The organism is Paenibacillus sp. FSL P2-0136 (assembly GCF_037975325.1).
In the GTDB taxonomy this organism is placed as follows: Bacteria; Bacillota; Bacilli; order Paenibacillales; family Paenibacillaceae; genus Paenibacillus_AQ; species Paenibacillus_AQ silagei.
In genome coordinates, this window is the sequence record NZ_CP150244.1 from 7,404,019 (window position 1) to 7,422,203 (window position 18,185).

The 18,185-nt window shown below is 54.4% G+C and carries 15 protein-coding genes; 12 read left to right on the forward strand and 3 right to left on the reverse strand.

Annotated features, from left to right (window positions below; all coding sequences use genetic code 11):
- Positions 1–164: 164 nt before the first annotated feature.
- Both NYE26_RS31805 and NYE26_RS31810 read right to left on the reverse strand, forming a co-directional pair.
- On the reverse strand, positions 165–842 hold the full coding sequence (locus tag NYE26_RS31805; RefSeq protein WP_339252739.1) for a DNA-3-methyladenine glycosylase: 678 nt from the start codon (positions 840–842) through the stop codon (positions 165–167).
- A gap of 98 nt (positions 843–940) precedes the next feature.
- On the reverse strand, positions 941–3,013 hold the full coding sequence (locus NYE26_RS31810) for a PBP1A family penicillin-binding protein (protein ID WP_339252741.1): 2,073 nt from the start codon (positions 3,011–3,013) through the stop codon (positions 941–943).
- Positions 3,014–3,274: 261 nt separating this feature from the next.
- On the opposite strand from NYE26_RS31810, the gene NYE26_RS31815 reads away from it, so the two are divergent.
- From NYE26_RS31815 to argS, 5 genes are all read left to right on the forward strand, one after another.
- The gene (locus NYE26_RS31815; RefSeq protein ID WP_036724439.1) at positions 3,275–4,132 is read left to right on the forward strand and encodes a carbon-nitrogen hydrolase family protein; all 858 of its coding nucleotides are present in this window, start codon (positions 3,275–3,277) and stop codon (positions 4,130–4,132) included.
- Between the two features lie 15 nt (positions 4,133–4,147).
- Complete coding sequence (locus NYE26_RS31820) at positions 4,148–4,816, forward strand: GNAT family N-acetyltransferase (RefSeq protein WP_339252743.1); 669 nt, start codon at positions 4,148–4,150, stop codon at positions 4,814–4,816.
- Positions 4,817–4,854: 38 nt separating this feature from the next.
- Positions 4,855–5,523, forward strand: a complete 669-nt coding sequence (locus NYE26_RS31825; RefSeq protein WP_339252745.1) for a GNAT family N-acetyltransferase — start codon at positions 4,855–4,857, stop codon at positions 5,521–5,523.
- A 115-nt stretch (positions 5,524–5,638) separates the two neighbouring features.
- Positions 5,639–6,082: a DUF1934 domain-containing protein gene (locus NYE26_RS31830; protein WP_036724444.1), complete on the forward strand. Its 444-nt coding sequence runs from the start codon at positions 5,639–5,641 to the stop codon at positions 6,080–6,082.
- On the forward strand, positions 6,079–7,764 hold the full coding sequence (gene argS, locus NYE26_RS31835; RefSeq protein ID WP_339252747.1) for an arginine--tRNA ligase: 1,686 nt from the start codon (positions 6,079–6,081) through the stop codon (positions 7,762–7,764). Before NYE26_RS31830 ends, argS begins: the two co-directional genes overlap by 4 nt.
- Before the next feature lie 69 nt (positions 7,765–7,833).
- Here the strand turns inward: argS and NYE26_RS31840 are convergent, their stop codons facing one another.
- A complete protein-coding gene (locus NYE26_RS31840; RefSeq protein ID WP_339252749.1) occupies positions 7,834–9,078 on the reverse strand; it encodes a S8 family peptidase in 1,245 nt (414 codons plus the stop codon).
- A gap of 545 nt (positions 9,079–9,623) precedes the next feature.
- Here NYE26_RS31840 and rpoE point away from each other — a divergent pair.
- The 7 genes from rpoE to NYE26_RS31875 all read left to right on the forward strand — a co-directional run bounded on the left by rpoE (position 9,624) and on the right by NYE26_RS31875 (position 18,133).
- The gene (gene rpoE / locus NYE26_RS31845; RefSeq protein ID WP_036724449.1) at positions 9,624–10,187 is read left to right on the forward strand and encodes a DNA-directed RNA polymerase subunit delta; all 564 of its coding nucleotides are present in this window, start codon (positions 9,624–9,626) and stop codon (positions 10,185–10,187) included.
- Between the two features lie 342 nt (positions 10,188–10,529).
- Positions 10,530–12,137 (forward strand): CTP synthase, encoded by a 1,608-nt coding sequence (locus tag NYE26_RS31850; protein WP_036724451.1) that lies wholly within the window; start codon positions 10,530–10,532, stop codon positions 12,135–12,137.
- Between the two features lie 293 nt (positions 12,138–12,430).
- Positions 12,431–12,817 (forward strand): response regulator, encoded by a 387-nt coding sequence (locus tag NYE26_RS31855; RefSeq protein WP_036698896.1) that lies wholly within the window; start codon positions 12,431–12,433, stop codon positions 12,815–12,817.
- A gap of 205 nt (positions 12,818–13,022) precedes the next feature.
- Entirely contained in the window at positions 13,023–13,877 is an 855-nt protein-coding gene (gene fba, locus NYE26_RS31860) for a class II fructose-1,6-bisphosphate aldolase (RefSeq protein ID WP_036724454.1), read from the forward strand.
- Positions 13,878–14,071: 194 nt separating this feature from the next.
- Entirely contained in the window at positions 14,072–15,325 is a 1,254-nt protein-coding gene (locus NYE26_RS31865) for a UDP-N-acetylglucosamine 1-carboxyvinyltransferase (RefSeq protein ID WP_036724455.1), read from the forward strand.
- Between the two features lie 146 nt (positions 15,326–15,471).
- Positions 15,472–16,830: a transcription termination factor Rho gene (gene rho / locus NYE26_RS31870; RefSeq protein ID WP_036724456.1), complete on the forward strand. Its 1,359-nt coding sequence runs from the start codon at positions 15,472–15,474 to the stop codon at positions 16,828–16,830.
- 25 nt (positions 16,831–16,855) lie between these two features.
- Positions 16,856–18,133, forward strand: a complete 1,278-nt coding sequence (locus NYE26_RS31875) for a radical SAM protein (RefSeq protein ID WP_339252753.1) — start codon at positions 16,856–16,858, stop codon at positions 18,131–18,133.
- Positions 18,134–18,185: the final 52 nt, after the last annotated feature.

Sequence of the window (18,185 nt, forward strand, 5' to 3'; positions counted from 1 at the left end):
ATTTATTGTCATTTTATAGGAGTGTTTATCATTTTTTGGCGCCTAAGGGTGCGGAGATCAAAATATAGAAAAACCTCTCCGCCTGGAAAGTTCCAAGGGAGAGGCTGATTAGGGTTCTCTTATTAATACCCAATATACCACAGCCGAAACAGCGGTATAGGCCTTTAGACCAGCCTGTGGGGCTGTGCCTGCGGATCGCTGACCGAGACATAAGGATTGCCCTTCAGATAGAAGCGCCAGGGGCGCCCGGCATACTCTTCCGCATAAGGAATATTGATGCGCGGGGCCTCGACAATATCCAGGGACTCCGGGTCATCCCCCTGCTCGATGCTCAGCGGGCCTTCCGGCAGATCGAACCTGGTATTGTTAAGACTCTTGTCAATCCGCAGCGCCCGGCACAGCTTGCCCGGCCCGCCCGAGAGGTCCGAGGGCTTCCTCACGGCAACTCCTCTATATGCCGCCATAAGCTCGGCATCCCTCTCCGTAAGCGGCTCTACTGCCCGGATCAGAACGGCATGCGGCTCGTCCTGAGCGGCAGTTACGACATTCAGGCAATGGTACATGCCGTAGATCAGGTATACATACACTGCGCCTCCGGCGCTGAACATGACCTCTGTACGGGCGGTCCGGCGGCTGCCATACGCATGGCTGCCTTTATCCTCAGCGCCTCCATAGCTCTCTGTCTCCACAATACGGCAGCGGATGTCCCCGTCTTCTGTGCGGCGGACGAGATGCTGGCCAAGAAGGCGCGGTGCTGCTTCAACTGCCGGGAGCTTGTAGAGCTCAGGCTGCAGCAGCTGTGGCGCGTCCGGCTCAAGGCCGGCGGAGTGATTCGGCTTCATGAATGGATGGCACACCTTCCTGCGGCGGAGTTAGGCGGGCGTACGCCTCTGCCAGTCTCCCCATCGTAACGCAGACAGCGGGGAGCGGCAATCCCCGGTTAGTTCATCCACCAACGCTTGATATTATTCCATAGGGAATGCTCTTCCTTGACCGGATCGGCAGAGCCGGAAGGATCGGAGCTTCCGGAAGCTCCGGGTTCACCGGAGCTATGCTGGTCACAATATGCGGTAGGCTCTGTGCCGCTGATGAAGGTCTCCAGCTTTTTCTCCGGACAGTCTGCTGTAGCCAGCATGCCGGACAGCGGATCGACATATACGCTGACCACGCCATCGGGAATGGGAAAAATCTTCGGCGGCACATTCTCCAATGCTTTTTCCGTGAATCCGGCGAAGATCGGTGCTGCCCGCCTGCCGTCGGTGGTCGCAATATCGCGGCCCTTATCGTATCCGACCCAGACGGCGGTTGAGAGCTCAGGCGTGAAGCCTACCATCCATCCGTCGGTATCTGTAGTGCCGGTCTTGCCGGCAACCGGGCGCTTGATCATCGAGGCCACCCGGTTCCCGGTGCCTCCGCTCTCGAAGACCCCCTCCATCAGCCGGGTTAACACGTAAGCCGCTGCCGGCTCAACCACGGGCTGACCCTCTGGCTGCGGAGCTTCATATAGAAGATGTCCGCCCGCATCCGTGATCTTCAGGACCGCAGTGACCGGCTGCTTCACTCCGCCATTCGCAATCACTGCGAAGGCTGCGGCCATCTCCAGCGGGCTGACAGGCGAGGTTCCTAGCGCCAGCGAAGGAACGCTCTGCAGCGGACTGTTAATCCCCATGGCGGCTGCCATAGCGGCGACCTTATCTGCCCCGATCTTCATAATAGTATTCACTGCATAGATATTGTCGGACGCAGCAATGGCTTGCCGCATATTAATCTCTCCCAGATATTTATCCCCGAAATTCCGGGGCTGGTACGTCTTGCGGTTGTTATCATAATGGAACAGCGTCGGCTGGCTGTTGAAGACGGACAAGCCGGTCATTTCTTTGGTCGACAGCGCCGCCAAATACATAATCGGCTTAAAGGAAGAGCCGGGCTGGCGCGTCTTCGCCAGCGCATGGTTGAAGGAGCTGGTCCGGTAATTCGTGCCCCCGACCATAGCCTTCACGTAGCCGGTGCGGGGATCAACAGAGACGAGGGCCGTCTCCAGCTCGCTGCTGTGGTCCATGCCTTGATCCACAGCCGCTTCCGCAGCCTGCTGCATATCCGGGTCAAGTGTCGTATAGACATTCAGCCCGCCCCGGTCCAGCTCGTCACTGCTGATATGCAGGCTGTCGATCACCAGACTGCGTACATAATCGCGGAAATAGGGTGCAGCCACCGTGGTATCCTTTTGACCCTGCGGGCTCAGCTTCAGCTGCTCCTTGGCAGCCTCCTGTGCCTGCAACTCCGTAATATCCCCCGTATCAACCATGGCGGCCAGGATAATGCCTTGACGCTTCAAGGCGCTGTCCAGATGATTATAAGGAGAATAATAGGTGGGTCCCTTGGGCACTCCGGCCAGCAGGGCGCTCTCCGCCAGATCCAGATCTGCGGCAGCTTTGCCGAAATACATCCGGGCCGCAGCCTCGATTCCGTAAGCGCCGTGTCCGTAATAGATTTCATTTAAATACATATTCAGGATTTCGTCCTTAGAATATTTCATTTCCAGCTGCAGAGTGTATAGCGCTTCCTTGGCCTTGCGGGTCCAGGTCTTCTCATGGGTCAGGTACAGATTGCGCGCGAGCTGCTGGGTTAAGGTGCTGGCCCCTTGCGTGCGTCTGCCCGCCTCCAGATTGGCGAGCACCGCTCTCCCCATGCCTTTCAGATCAAAGCCGATATGATTATAGAATTTCCGGTCCTCCACAGCCAGCGTGGCCTTGATGAGCAGCGGGGAGATCCGGTTAAGCTCAACAGGCTCGCGGCTGCGGCCGTCTGTAGTGAAGGTGGTCATCACATTGCCCCGTGCGTCAAGCAGTCTGGAGCGGACATCATCCCCGAGCGGGGGGAGCGGCTTCTGATATAGGTATCCAAGCAGAGCGCCGGCTGCCAGGAGGAAGAGCAGGGCGGAGACGGCCAGCAGCCGAAAGAGCAGGCGGAAGCGGCGTTTGCGGACTTTGGGTGTGGCAGAATCGCGCGTCATGGTATCAGGCTCCTTCGAATTCAAGCAGTGACACAGGCTGGCCCCGTGAGGGCTGCCGCGGCTTGTATTCCTCATTATGGGAAAGGATGAGAGGAGATATTCACCATTGGCAGAGAAAGCGGAACTTGCCCGACCCGGCGGGGAACTTGGGAGTGTCCTTTAAAAGGACGGCAAAGCCGTTTCTACTTGTGAACGGTTATGGTAAAATTTTAGATACTTATGAAAATGCATGTAACTATCATGCCCGGGAGGACTGCCGCCATGGCTTTTCGCGTATCTGCTGTACAATATCATCTGCACACCATCTCCTCCTTCGGGGAGTTTGCTGCCGAGTGTGAGCACTATATCAAGACGGCCGGGGAGTACGGCGCCGAATTTATTCTCTTCCCTGAATTTCTTACGACACAGCTGATGTCGATCGGAGGCGAGGACGGGGAGGCGCTGGGGATTGAGGATCTGCCGCAGTTCACGGACCGTTACCTGGAGATGTTCTCCGGGTACGCGAGGAAGTATGCGGTACACATTATTGGGGGGACCCATGTGCTGCGGCGCAGCGGCAAGCTGTATAATGTAGCCCATCTTTTTTACCCGGACGGAAGAATTGCCGAGCAGGCCAAGCTGCATATTACCCCTGCTGAGGTAGAGGGCTGGAATATGGGGGCGGGTGAGGAGCTTCAGGTATTCCAGACAGATCATGGGACCATTGCCATGCTGACCTGCTATGACATTGAATTCCCTGAGATTGTACGCATGGCCCGGGCCAAGGGCGCAGATGTGATCTTCTGCCCGTCTTGCACGGATGACCGCCACGGCTTCCACCGGGTACGGTATACAAGCCACGCGCGGGCTATCGAGAATCAAGTCTACGTGGTGCTGACCGGGACCGTAGGCTCCTTGCCTACCGTTGATCTGATGCGGGCCAACTTCGGCCAGGCGGCGATTATCACACCCAATGACATTCCGTTCCCTCCGCAGGGTCTGCTGGCCGAAGGAGAGATCAACAACGATATGATTATCACCGCCGATCTGGATCTGGAGCTGCTGTACCGCGTGCGGGAACACGGGTCTGTAACCACGTGGCGTGACCGCCGCACCGATCTGTACACCGACTGGACGTAAGGGGGAGACTAACGGATGTATTATAAGAAGTTCTACGCTCTGGACGGCAAGACGCCGGTGCCTGCGGTGATCCGTTCCTATACGGAAGCTGACTTCACCGAGCTGATCACGATTCAGTCCGAGGCGTTCCCGCCGCCTTATCCTGCGGAGCTGTGGTGGAACCGGGAGCAGTTGCAGAATCACGTGACACTTTTTCCGGAAGGGGCCTTATGTGTAGAGGTGGCCGGGGAGCTGGCCGGATCGGTTACCGGATTCCTGATGAATTTTGACCCGGAGGCGCCGGCGCATCATCATACGTGGTCAGAGGTTACGGCCGACGGTTATCTCACTACGCATCAGCCGGGGGGGAACACGCTGTATATCGCGGATTTGTGTGTCCGTCCCGGGTACCGCAAGCTGGGTCTGGGCAAGGAGCTGGTCCAGTCGTTATACCATGTGGTCGTGGAACAGAAGCTGGAGCGGCTGCTGGGAGCGGGCCGGATGCCGGGCTATCACCGGGTGGCCGGGCAGATGACAGCGGAAGAGTATCTGGCCGGGGTTATCGCCGGAAGCTGGTCTGATCCGGTGATTACTTTTCTGCTGCGGTGCGGCCGGTCTCCCGTTCGTGTGGTCGCAGGTTATCTGGAGGACGAGGAATCAGGGAATTACGCAGCGCTGATGGAATGGCGGAATCCTTTTCAATAAATGAATACAGCCTATCACTTGGAGGAGATCCCTTGACTATGGATTATAGAAGAATTACAGATATTGCCGACCCGTTGTTCAGAGAGGTGCATCAGCTGCTGTCGGATGTATTTCCGCCCGAGGAAGTGCTGGAGTACAGCTTGTGGAAGGAGCCGCTTGCCGATCCGGGAATACGCGTGTTCGCTGCGGTGCATGAAGGGAAGGTTGTAGGCACTACGGAATACCGTTACTATGCCGACTGGAATGTAGCGATGACCGATTTCACCATCATTGGCCGGGAAGGGCTGGGCATTGGCCGTTTTCTGGCGCGTCAACGCTTGAAGGACCTGGAGAAGCTGGCGGCTGAGAATCACACGGAGCTGCTGGGGATGTTCGCTGAGATCTATGATCCGTACCGTGTGGGATATGATTTTGGCGGAATTAAGCCGATGGACCCGTACGTCCGCCGTGAAGTTCTGTCGCATTTGGGCTATAAAAGAATAGATATTCCCTATGTCCACCCTTCCTGGCAGGGAGATGGCGAGGCCGTGTCCGGTCTGGACCTCTGCTTCATGCCCGGAGATGAGGAGCTGGAGAGCCTCGCGGCGCCGCTGGTGGCCGATTTCCTGACCCGTTATTACGCCGTGCTGGAGGGCAAGCCGGAAGCCTGGACATCGATGATCAGCCAGCTTCGCGGCAGGGAGAGTGTAGCGTTATTGCCGCTGTGAGGGCCAGGGCAGATGAAAAAGCGATTGAATTGCCCTCCTGATCTGGATATAGTGTACAATGGGAAAGCGAATATGACCTCTATGATTACAAGTACGAATAAGCGGGGAACATGTGATGACTGAAGGACCGCAAGGCAAATACGGCGTTTCGGTAACGCTGGAGAGTGTGCAGGGCACAGAGCGTAGTGTGGTACATGCTGCAGGAGAGGCTATTGCCAAGGGGCAGGCGCTGTACATCATTTATGAAGAGCAGCAGACCGCGCCCGAAGGCGCAGCAGTTGTGGTACGCAACACGCTGAAGATTTCAGAGGGCAGAATCAAGCTGATCCGCCATGGCGCTGTCCAGTCGGAGCAGTCCTTTGAGCTGGGGCAACCGCTGCCCGGATTCTACCGCTCGCCTTATACACAGTTCAATCTCACCACAGACACGAAGACACTGGACATCAAGCGCGAAGGAAGATCGCTTGCCGTTTCATGGGAATATGATCTCTACGTATACGGGGAAATATCAGGACAGTTCGCTATAAGTTTGAATATACAGGAGGAACCACAATCATGACACAATCTTTAAATCCGCTCCAGCTTGCCCATGAACGGGTGAAGGAGGCCATCGCCGATGCGGTAGTAGCCGCAGGTCTGGTGTCCCGCGAAGAGCTGCCGGCCATTGTGCTGGAAGTACCGAAGGACAAGGCCCATGGAGATATGGCTACGAATGCTGCGATGCAGCTGACCAAGATTGCTAAGCGTAACCCCCGGCAGATCGCCGAGGCGATTATAGAGCATCTGGATACGGGCCGCGCTTCTATTGAGAAGGCGGAGATTGCCGGACCGGGCTTCATTAACTTCACTTTGTCCAAAAGCTATCTCTACCCCGTGATCGCACTTGTGGCCGAGCAGGGTGACGGTTATGGCCGTGTGAACATAGGCCAGGGCAAGCGTGTAGAAATGGAGTTCGTCAGCGCGAACCCTACCGGGAGCCTTCATCTGGGACATGCCCGCGGGGCTGCGGTCGGCGATGCCCTGTGCAACGTGCTGGATTATGCCGGTTACAACGTGACCCGGGAATACTACATTAATGATGCCGGCAACCAGGTCGCCAATCTGTGCAAATCCATCGAGACCCGGTACCTGCAGGAGCTGGGCCAGCCGGCCGATATGCCGGAGGACGGTTATCATGGAGAGGATATCAAAGGCTTCGCCAAGGAGCTGGTGGCGGAGAAGGGCGATTCTCTGCTGGCTATGACACCGGGCGACCGTGCGGCATTCTTCCGTACCTACGGGCTTGCCAAGGAGCTGGACAAAATCAAACGCGACCTCAGCCGGTTCCGGGTCAACTTCGATATCTGGTTCAGTGAAACCTCCCTCTATGAGAACGGAGAAGTGCTGCGTTCGCTGGATGAGCTCCGCGAGCGCGGAGAAGTCTATGAGAAGGAAGGCGCCACCTGGCTTGCGACCACCAAATACGGCGATGATAAAGACCGCGTGCTGATCAAGAACGATGGCACGTATACGTACCTCACACCGGATATCGCCTATCACAGCGACAAATACGGCCGCGGCTACGACACGATGATCAACATCTGGGGAGCCGACCACCACGGCTACATCCCACGGATGAAGGCGGCCATGGCGGCGCTCGGCAATGATCCCGAGAAGCTCGTAGTGCTGATCGCCCAGATGGTCAGCCTGTTCCAGGACGGCGAGAAGGTCAAGATGTCCAAGCGTACCGGCAAAGCCGTCACGATGGAAGACCTGATGGAGGAAGTTGGAATCGACGCAATCCGTTACTTCTTCACCATGCGCAGCATGGATTCGCATCTGGACTTTGACATGGATCTGGCGATTTCGACATCCAATGAGAACCCTGTATTCTATGTACAATACGCACATGCGCGGATTTGCAGCATATTCCGCCAAGCGGAGGAGCAAGGGATTGTAGTGCCGGATGCAGCCCAGATTGATTACAGCAAGCTGACTGCCGTACATGAATATGATCTGCTCCGCAAAATCGGTGAACTGCCTGCGGAGATTACCATTGCCGCCGAGGGCTATGCACCGCACCGCCTGGTCCGCTATGTATACGACCTGGCTTCTCTGTTCCACAGCTACTACAAGGCAGAGCGCGTAATCACTGAGGATGCCGCTCAGACAGTAGCCCGCCTTGCCCTGCTGGGCGCTGCACGGACGGCCATTGCCAATGTCCTGCGGCTGGTTGGTGTTACCGCACCAGACCGGATGTAACTATACTTGGAAAGCGCCGCCCCTATTTTCTGGGGGCGGCGCTTTTTGATCTCATTATGCCACTGTACCTTACGCCTTTGCCGCCGCAGCGGCCTTCGCTCCGCTGCTGCTTCCGCCGCTGCCACCGGCTCCGCTGCCTGCGGCGCTAGCGGCGCTGCCGCTGCCGCGCCGGGCCCGGATGCCTACGCGCAGCAGCCGCAGCGCATCGGCCGCGCCGCCGCCCAGCGATGCGCGGCGCTGGCCCTTACGCAGCCGCACCGGCGAGGCGGTGCGGCGCAAGAGCAGCTTCAGCTCGCGGGGCGACAGCCCCGGCCGCAGCGCGAGCAGCAGGGCCGCGGCACCGGTGACATGCGAGGTCGCCATGGAGGTGCCGCTCATTTCCTTGTACCCCTCCCGCAGCCAGCAGGAGGGGATGCCCTCGCCCGGACCGTACACATCGATGTACGGTCCGCGGTTGCTGAAGGCTGCGACGCGCTGCCTTCTGTCAAGGGCGCCTACGGCAATCGTCTCCGGATAGCGCGCGGGGTAATCCCCGCCGCGCTTGCCGTCGTTGCCGGCGGAAGCGATGATGGCAATCCCGGCCCGGTAGGCCTTGATCACCACATCATGCAGAGCCTTGCTCCGGTTCCTCATCCCGAAGCTCATGTTAATGATATCGATTTTGTTCTGTACGCACCAATCGATGCCAAGGACAATATCCGACACATAAGCGGAGCCGTTGTGGTCGAAGGCCTTGACCGGATAGAGCAGCGCCCGGGGGGCTACGCCCATCATGTTGCGCGCGCCCCCGGCCGCCGCCAGGGTGCCGGCAATATGCGTGCCGTGGCCGTTGTCATCCAGCGGCATCATGCCGCGGTTCAGCAGGTTGACCCCGGAGGCCAGAGAATGCCGGAGATCGGGGTGGCGGAAATCGACGCCCGTATCGATGACGCCGATCTTCACATGGACGCCGGTCGATCTGGACCAGGCCTGCGGAGCACGGATGGCCCTGATCCCCCAGGGCATCAGGGCGGAACCGCTTTTGTCCGCCAGGGGCGAGTGAACCTTAATCCGGTGGTCTTCTTCTATACTGAGGGAATCTGCATAACGGTCCATCAGCCGCTCTGCTCCGGCGGCGGGCACGAAAAAAGCCCGGATCAGCGTAGAGACCTGAACCTGCCGCAGGCCAGGCTTTTTACTCTTCAGAGATTTCCACTGCGACAAGGCGCCGGCATACATGCGGGGGTCGTTGAAGGTCACAATGTGCCGTGGTGCACTTTTGGAGGCAGCCTTCATTTCTTCAAGCAGCATCTGCCAAAATCCGTAATAATCCATAGGTTACGCCGTCCCCTCCTCGGTGCCGTGCTGCCATATTGTATGAAAGGGGGATGGCGTCCGAATGGGAACTTGCCCTTTTTTAACGAAATAGGCTGCCCATCGTGTCAAAAGGCTGGAGTTTACATAAAATAAACAGAGGGAACCGCGAGGCGCCCTGCAACATCCCGTAAGGAGCCGATCCTTGGCGTGGATACAGTCATGCGCGGAGGGGTAACCCCTCCGCCTTTTTGGGAAAAATATAAGAAATTATAGGTTTCACACGATAATTTATCCTTCTATTTCCCGCTGAAACGGTACCGTCCTTTAATTAGGACAGTAAAGCCGTTTCCACTTGCATAAGTCTCAACATGCTCATCCCAATTATTGCCCTGTCCAGGCGGACAAGCCTTCTTCCAGCGGCAGGACCGCAGAATCTGTTTCCCTGATCTTGCTGCAATAGACTTGCAATTTACCCGCAAATAGGTTTTACTTAGTTTTGTTAATGGATATCATGAATGAAGCATGATTGAATGTGAACAATGCGTGAGAGGAAGTGTCCTTTAGTGAGTACGCCACTCAATTTAAAGCTGGACCCTGAGAAAGTAAAAGAAATGCCGATGGTAGACCTGGCCTTCCTGGTGCTTAAGGCAGCCAATACGCCTTATTACTACCGTGATCTGATGGTGGAGGTTGCCAAGCTGCGCGGGTTGACCGATCAAGAGAGCCAAGATACGATCGCCCAGCTATATACCGAGATTAATATTGACGGACGTTTTGCCTGTGTCGGAACCAACCTGTGGGGGTTGAAGCGCTGGTACCCGCTCGAACGCTCCGATGACCCTGTCGGCAACACCAAGCGTGTGCGGATTATCAACGACGAAGACGACGATCTGGAAGATGACGACTTCACTGATGAAGAAGAGAATTATGCTGCCGAGGAAGAGGATTTCGATGCGATTGACGAAGATCGCGACGACCTCTATTCCGACGACGACAGCGAAGAGGAAGTTGACGAAGATGTGGTCATCGATGAAGACGACATTGACGAAGACGAATCGGATGATGAAGATTCCGAAGACGGCGAAGAAGACGATGCCGACGATGAGGACGAGGAAGATAAATTTTAGAACAGTCTTTGCAGCGCGCAATTCCTCCCTTGACAGGGGCGGGACGCTCAGAGTAAACTATTGCATGGGCTTATAATGAAAGTTAATATTGTTTTCTAAAATAAAAAGTGCCCCGGGTCTACGGGTGTCACTTTTTTGTTTTTTTACAAGATAAGAAGGAATAGGCTTCGCTTAATTTGTATGCCAAGAAGCTGCGGTTTTCCGCGATTTCCAGGCTGCCGGCCTTGAATTTTGGCGGGTGGAAGCAACTTTCGGGTTCCCCGGTTGGATGATGGAAAAAAGGGATACGATAAGGGGCAAGCGTCCCCTGAATTTCTGGACTTTATTTAGGAGGGTTTTACAGTGACAAAGTATATTTTCGTAACGGGTGGCGTTGTGTCTTCCCTTGGCAAAGGCATTACCGCTGCTTCGCTGGGCAGACTGCTCAAGAACAGAGGGCTCAAGGTAACGATCCAGAAATTCGATCCTTACATTAACGTGGACCCGGGAACAATGAGTCCTTATCAGCACGGGGAAGTATTCGTGACCGATGACGGCGCGGAGACCGACCTCGACCTTGGGCATTACGAGCGGTTTATTGACATTAACCTGTCCAAGAACAGCAACGTAACCACAGGCAAAATCTATTCCTCGGTCATCAGCAAAGAACGCCGCGGGGAATACTTAGGGGGAACCGTACAGGTTATCCCGCATATTACGAACGAAATCAAGGAACGCGTCTTCCGTGCAGGCCGTGAGACCGGCTCCGATGTAGTGATTACCGAAATCGGCGGCACCGTGGGCGACATCGAGAGTCTGCCGTTCATGGAAGCCATCCGTCAGATCAAGAGCGACATCGGCCGGGAGAATGTCATGTACATTCACGTAACCCTGATTCCTTATATCAAAGCAGCCGGAGAAGTGAAAACAAAGCCGACCCAGCACAGTGTCAAGGAGCTGCGCAGCATCGGGATTCAGCCCAATGTGATCGTATGCCGTACGGAATATCCGCTCACCGACGATATGAAAGCCAAGCTGGCTCTGTTCTGTGATATTGATGCGAACGCCGTTGTGGAATGCCGCGATGCCTCGACGCTCTATGAAGTGCCGCTGAATCTGCGCGACGAAGGTCTGGATGAGATTGTCGTCAATCATTTGAAGCTGACCACTCCTGCACCGGATATGCGCGAATGGGAGAGCATGCTGGAGCGGATTCAGAAGCTGGAGCGTACCGTTGAGATTGCCATCGTCGGCAAGTATGTGGCGCTGCACGATGCTTACCTGAGCGTGGTTGAATCCTTGTCCCATGCCGGATTTGCCTCCAATGCCGAAGTGAAGCTCCGGTGGGTTGATGCAGAGCTGGTGACGGATGAGAATGTGGACGAGCTGCTGGGCGGCATCGGGGGTATTCTGGTTCCAGGCGGCTTCGGTGACCGGGGAATCGAAGGTAAGATTTCGGCCATCCGCTATGCGCGGGAGCAGTCCATTCCGTTCTTCGGCATTTGCCTGGGAATGCAGGTGTCTGTCATCGAGTACGGCCGTTCCATGCTGGGACTGGCAGGAGCGAACAGCTCCGAGATCGATCCTGCGACTCCGCATCCGCTGATTGACCTTCTGCCAGAGCAGAAGGACATCGAAGATATGGGCGGCACGATGCGCCTCGGCCTGTATCCTTGCAAGCTTTTGCCGGATTCCCTGGCTATGTCCTGCTATGACGATGAGCTGGTCTACGAACGTCACCGTCACCGGTATGAATTCAATAATGCGTACCGTGATGAGATGGAGAAGGCAGGTCTGGTTATTTCGGGAACCTCGCCTGACGGACGTCTGGTGGAGATTGTGGAGCTGCCGGGTCATCCGTGGTTCCTGTCCGTGCAGTTCCATCCGGAATTCACTTCCCGTCCGAATCGTCCGCAGCCGCTGTTCCGTGAATTTGTCAAAGCCTCGCTTACACATTCCGAGCAAATGTAACTATAGAATGAATAGGCCAGACAGGCCTGTGAGGAGCTCCCGGTACGGGGGCTTTCTTTTTGACAAAACACCCTTTGCACAATAGCTCCCGGAATGCAAGGGGACTGTATTCCCGCTTTTTCGCAGGAATTCCTCCTTTATATGGCATAGATTTACGCATTTTAGCCAATTAGCAGGATTTTGGCTGCAAAGCACGAATAATAGGTTTCGTATAGACTAAGTTGAAGCGGGGCCGTTAGCTGTTGAGAGGGCGCGGTATGGACAATCTGCCTTAAACTCTGGGAGGGTAACGTATGGAAAAGAAAAAAGTGTTAATCGTCGACGATCAGAATGGAATCCGGATTCTTCTCATGGAAGTATTCAATAGTGAAGGTTATGCCACCTTTCAGGCAGCTAACGGGAAATTGGCGCTGGACATTGTCAGGAACGAATCGCCGGATATGGTTTTGCTGGATATGAAAATTCCGGGGATGGACGGACTCGAGATTCTCAAGCATCTGAAGGAGCTTAATCCGGCGATCAAGGTCATTATGATGACGGCCTACGGAGAGCTGGACATGATTAAGGAAGCGACCAAACTGGGAGCCCTGATGCATTTTACCAAGCCGTTTGATATCGATGAGATGCGTGTTGCCGTCAATATGCACCTGCACAACAAATCAGTAGATCAATGCAGCTAGCTTAGAAATTATAGTTTGGGGACATCCTGTTATGGATACGCTAAAATGAGCAAATGGTCCGCCGGCAAAGGGTTGGCTGAATATCGTCCCACCGGGACATTTTTTTGTGTATCCTATTTAGTATTTAACACAGGATGTGCTATAATAGGCCTGTATGTGATGTCGGCTTATATAAGCAACCCAATATTTTAGGAGGATTGAAACCATGCCATTAGTATCTATGACAGACATGTTGACCAAAGCACTTGAAGGAAAATATGCAGTTGGCCAGTTCAACATCAATAACCTGGAGTGGACGCAAGCGATTCTTGGTGCAGCAGAAGAAGAGAAGTCACCGGTAATCCTTGGCGTATCCGAAGGCGCAGCTCGTCACATGGGCGGCTTTTACACAGTAGTTAAGATGGTTGAAGGTCTTATTCATGACATGAAAATCACCGTTCCTGTAGCCATCCACTTGGACCACGGTTCAAGCTTTGACAAATGTAAAGAAGCTATCGATGCCGGATTTACTTCCGTAATGATCGACGGCTCCCACCACCCGATTGATCATAACATTGAGATGACCAAGAAGGTTGTTGACTATGCTCACGCTAAAGGTGTTTCTGTAGAAGCAGAAGTTGGTACTGTAGGCGGACAGGAAGATGACGTTATCGGCGGCATCCAATACGCTGACCTTAACGAATGCGTACGCATTGTTAAAGAAACAGGCATCGACACTCTGGCTCCTGCACTGGGTTCCGTACACGGCCCTTACCTGGGCGAACCAAACCTTGGATTCAAGGAAATGGAAGAAATCCGCGATGCAGTTAACCTTCCGCTTGTACTTCACGGCGGTACTGGAATCCCGGTACATGACATTCAGAAATCCATCTCCCTGGGTACTTCCAAGATCAACGTTAACACTGAGAACCAAATCGCGTTCGCTAAGGTTGTCCGCGAAGTTCTTGCTGCTAAGCCGGATGCTTACGATCCGCGTACATTCATCGCACCGGGCCGCGATGCTATCAAGCAGACTGTTATCGGCAAAATCCGCGAATTCGGATCCAGCAACAAAGCCTAATTACCCTGCCGCATAACGTTTTTCCGCACAAGCTATTTCGTTTTCCTCAGAAACGGGTGCCGTCCTTCAGGTAAGGGCGGCGCAGCCGTTTCTTCTTCTAATCACCAATCACAAGCAGTCCTTATGTCACCTTAAGCCACAACTGGTATTGCCACAACAAGCTGCAATACACGTAGGGGGAACCAGATAAATTTATGGAAAAATTAATGATTGGCGGCGGACGTCCGCTAGAGGGCGTTGTTACCATCAGCGGAGCAAAGAATAGCGCCATTGCGCTTATTCCTGCAGCCATTTTGGCGGAGTCTGAAGTTGTGCTGGATAATTTGCCTGCGCTTAGTGATGTTGCCGTTTACTCCGAGATTCTGGAGGAGCTTGGCGCGAGCGTGTCATGGACAGGCAGCCAAATGAGAATTAATCCCTCCCGTATCGTATCCATTCCCATGCCTAACGGACCGGTGAAGAAGCTCCGGGCCTCTTATTATATGATGGGCGCACTTTTGGGCCGGTTTAAGGAAGCGACCATTGGATTACCCGGCGGCTGTAATTTTGAGCCCCGTCCGATTGACCAGCATATCAAAGGCTTTGAGGCGCTTGGTGCGACTGTTACCAATGACCATGGTTCGATTCACCTGTATGCCAAAGAACTGCGCGGTGCCAAGATCTATCTGGATGTATCCAGTGTCGGCGCCACTATTAACATTATGCTCGCGGCCTCCCGTGCCAAAGGCTCTACAATTATTGAAAATGCGGCTAAAGAGCCTGAGATTATAGATGTAGCTACCCTGCTCAACTCCATGGGCGCTGTTATTAAGGGCGCCGGTACCGAAACAATCCGGATTGAAGGCGTAGACGAAATGCACGGTTGCCGTCATTCGATTATTCCTGACCGTATTCAGGCTGGAACTTACATGATTGCCGCAGCGGCTACGCGGGGCAATGTCTTAATTGATAACGTGATTCCCAAGCATCTGGAGGCGCTCACTGCCAAGCTGCTGGAAATGGGAGTTGACATAGAAGAACTGGATGAGAGTATCCGGGTGATCGGCAAGGCCAAGTACCAGCACGCGGATGTCAAGGCGCTGATCTATCCCGGTTTCGCGACCGATCTGCAATCTCCAATGACGAGCATGCTGACTCAGGCTGAAGGCGTTAGCGTCCTGAGCGATTTCGTCTACAGTAACCGGTTCAAGCATGTTCCTGAATTGGTCCGCATGGGCGCTAAGATTCGTGTAGAGGGACGTTCCGCTATCATTGAAGGGGGCCGGCTCAATGCAGCCAAGGTGAAGGCTGCCGACCTCCGTGCAGGCGCAGCGCTGGTGATTGCCGGTCTTACTGTTGAAGAAGGTATCACCGAAGTGACAGGTGTAGAGTATATTGACCGCGGTTATGACAACCTCGTAAGTAATCTTCGCAGTCTGGGAGCCGATGTCTGGCGCGAGAACGAATAATGAGAATACCCGGATTGGCAAGGGCAGAAATTGGCTGCTTAAATGCATATCTCCTTCCAATTCGGGTAATCCTATCCTAATAAGCATTTTCATAGACTCATAGTTTAGAACTCATCATACACAAATTGAATAGGTGGTTATAGCACATGGATCTTCAAATTTCCGATCTGGAAGAAATGAAGCTTACCGATCTGTATAAGCTCGCCAAGAAATACCAGATTCCTTATTACGGAACGCTTAAGAAGCGGGAGTTAATCTTCGCTATTCTTAGAGCACAGGCAGAGCAGAGCGGTCTAATGTTTATGGAAGGCGTGCTTGAGATTCTGCCGGAAGGCTATGGCTTCCTTCGGCCGATTAACTACTTGCCGAGTGCGGAGGATATCTATATCTCTGCATCGCAGATCCGCAAGTTCGACCTTAGAAGCGGTGACCTGGTCTCCGGGAAATGCCGGACGCCGAAGGAGAACGAACGCTATTTCGGACTCTTGCAGGTGAATGCCGTCAACGGCGAGAACCCGGCAACTGCAGCTGAACGGTTACATTTTCCGGCGCTTACGCCGCTTTATCCGCAAGATAAGCTGCCGCTCGAAACATCCCCAACTCATTTATCGACCCGTATCATGGATTTGCTTGCTCCTGTAGGTCTGGGACAGCGCGGTTTGATTGTAGCACCTCCCAAAGCAGGGAAGACGCTCCTCCTCAAAGAAATTGCCAACAGTATCTCTACGAACAATCCCGAGATTGCACTGTTTGTTCTGCTGATCGATGAACGTCCCGAGGAAGTAACGGATATGCAGCGTTCGGTAAAAGGTGAGGTAGTGGCTTCGACATTTGATGAGCTGCCGGAGAATCATATTAAAGTGGCAGAGCTTGTGCTTCAGCGCGCGCTGCGTCTGGTAGAGCACAAGAAGGATGTCGTTATTCTGCTGGATAGCATTACCCGTCTTGCCCGTGCCTACAATCTCGTAGTTCCGCCATCCGGCCGGACACTTAGCGGAGGGATTGATCCTGCCGCGTTCCATCGGCCTAAGCGCTTCTTCGGTTCCGCACGTAACGTGGAGGAGGGCGGCAGCTTAACTATTCTTGCCACCGCACTGATTGATACCGGCTCACGGATGGATGATATTATTTATGAGGAATTCAAGGGTACAGGGAACATGGAGCTCCATCTGGACCGCAAGCTGGCTGAACGCCGGATCTTCCCGGCAATTGATATCCGCCGTTCGGGTACGCGCCGTGAAGAAGTATTGCTTAGCAAGGAAGAGCTGGATACCATCTGGTCAATCCGTAAAAATATGAATGAATCCTATGACTTCGTAGAAGGATTCCTGAAGAAGCTGCGTGACAGCAAGACGAATGCGGAGTTCCTGGCCTCCTTCGATGTGGCTGGAGGCAAGGATTCCTCGTCAGCAAGCGGTACGGCCAGCAAAGGCGGTACCTCGAACAGCGGCTCGTCTGCCCGCCGCACCACGCGTCCCAAGGCGCCTACTGTGCCGACTACCTGAGAATAGATAACAAGAGGAGAATAACATGTATTTGGTATATGCCGATGAACAAGGAAACGTATATGATCATCCCGAGCTGTATGCCCTGGCCCGCAGTGGCGATATGATCGTTGAGATACTGGAGGAAGAGCTGGTTCCGCTGCCTGAGGGGGCCACGCTGGTCGGGCTCCCGAGCACCCGTGCGATTGGGATGAATCCGGAGACCGGTGAGATGCTGCCCCTGCCGGCAGGTTCGCAGGCTGTCGGAGCCTTGCTGCCGCAGGGATACACCCGCCTGTGCCTTCCCGGTTACGTCAAGATAGACAAGACCTACAAGCTTCCGCTCTTCGGATATTCCGCTGTAGTATGGAAGGACGGCGGATTCTATGTGGCGGCTGATCTTACGGATGATCCGGAGCAGTGGAACCCGCTTAACTGCGACCGGGACGATGTGAAGAACGGTGTGGGCGAACTGACTGCCAAATACCCGGAGAACCGTCTGTATAATCACTTGTCCAACTGCGCGCTGGAATATGAATGCTTAACCTCGTCCAATACCTTCCTCGGCCGCTGGGAAGGCGCTGTTCCGGTCTCATACTCCTGCAACGCCGGCTGCTTCGGTTGTATCTCTGAACAGCCCGATGACAGCGGGTTTGTGTCCCCGCAGACACGGATGAGCTTCCGTCCGGCAGTGAACGAAGTATCGCAAGTGATGCTGGAGCACCTGAAGACGCCGGAATCCATTGTCAGCTTTGGACAGGGCTGTGAAGGTGAGCCTTCTACGCAGGCGAAGCTGATTATTGAATCTATCCGTGAAGTCCGGTCCATTACGGATATGGGCTATATCAATATTAACACCAATGCCGGCTTAAGCGATCATATCCGCGGCATTGTCGATGCCGGTCTTGATCTGATGCGGGTTAGTACCATCAGTGCGCTGGATGACCATTATAACGCCTATTACAAGCCTCGCGGGTATACGCTGGCTAACGTGGAGAAGTCGCTGAAGTACGCTGCCTCACAAGGCGTATACACCTCCATTAACTATTTGATTTTCCCGGGGGTTACAGACCGTGAGGAAGAGATTGAAGCGATGGTGGAGTTCGTCAGACGTACAGATCTTAAGCTCATTCAGATGCGTAATCTCAATATTGACCCGGAGAGCTATCTGGAGCTTATTCCCCCTGCACGGGGTGAGATCCTTGGCATGAAGACCATGCTGGAGATCTTCCGTGAGGAGCTCCCGGAGGTTGTGATTGGTTCCTTTACCCATGTCCCCCCTGCTGAGCTGGCCCGTGCCAAGCAGCGCAGAGTGCAGCTTTAGGCCTTATTATTTTAAGAATGGCAGGCCTATTGCAGAGCCTGGGCCTTGCATG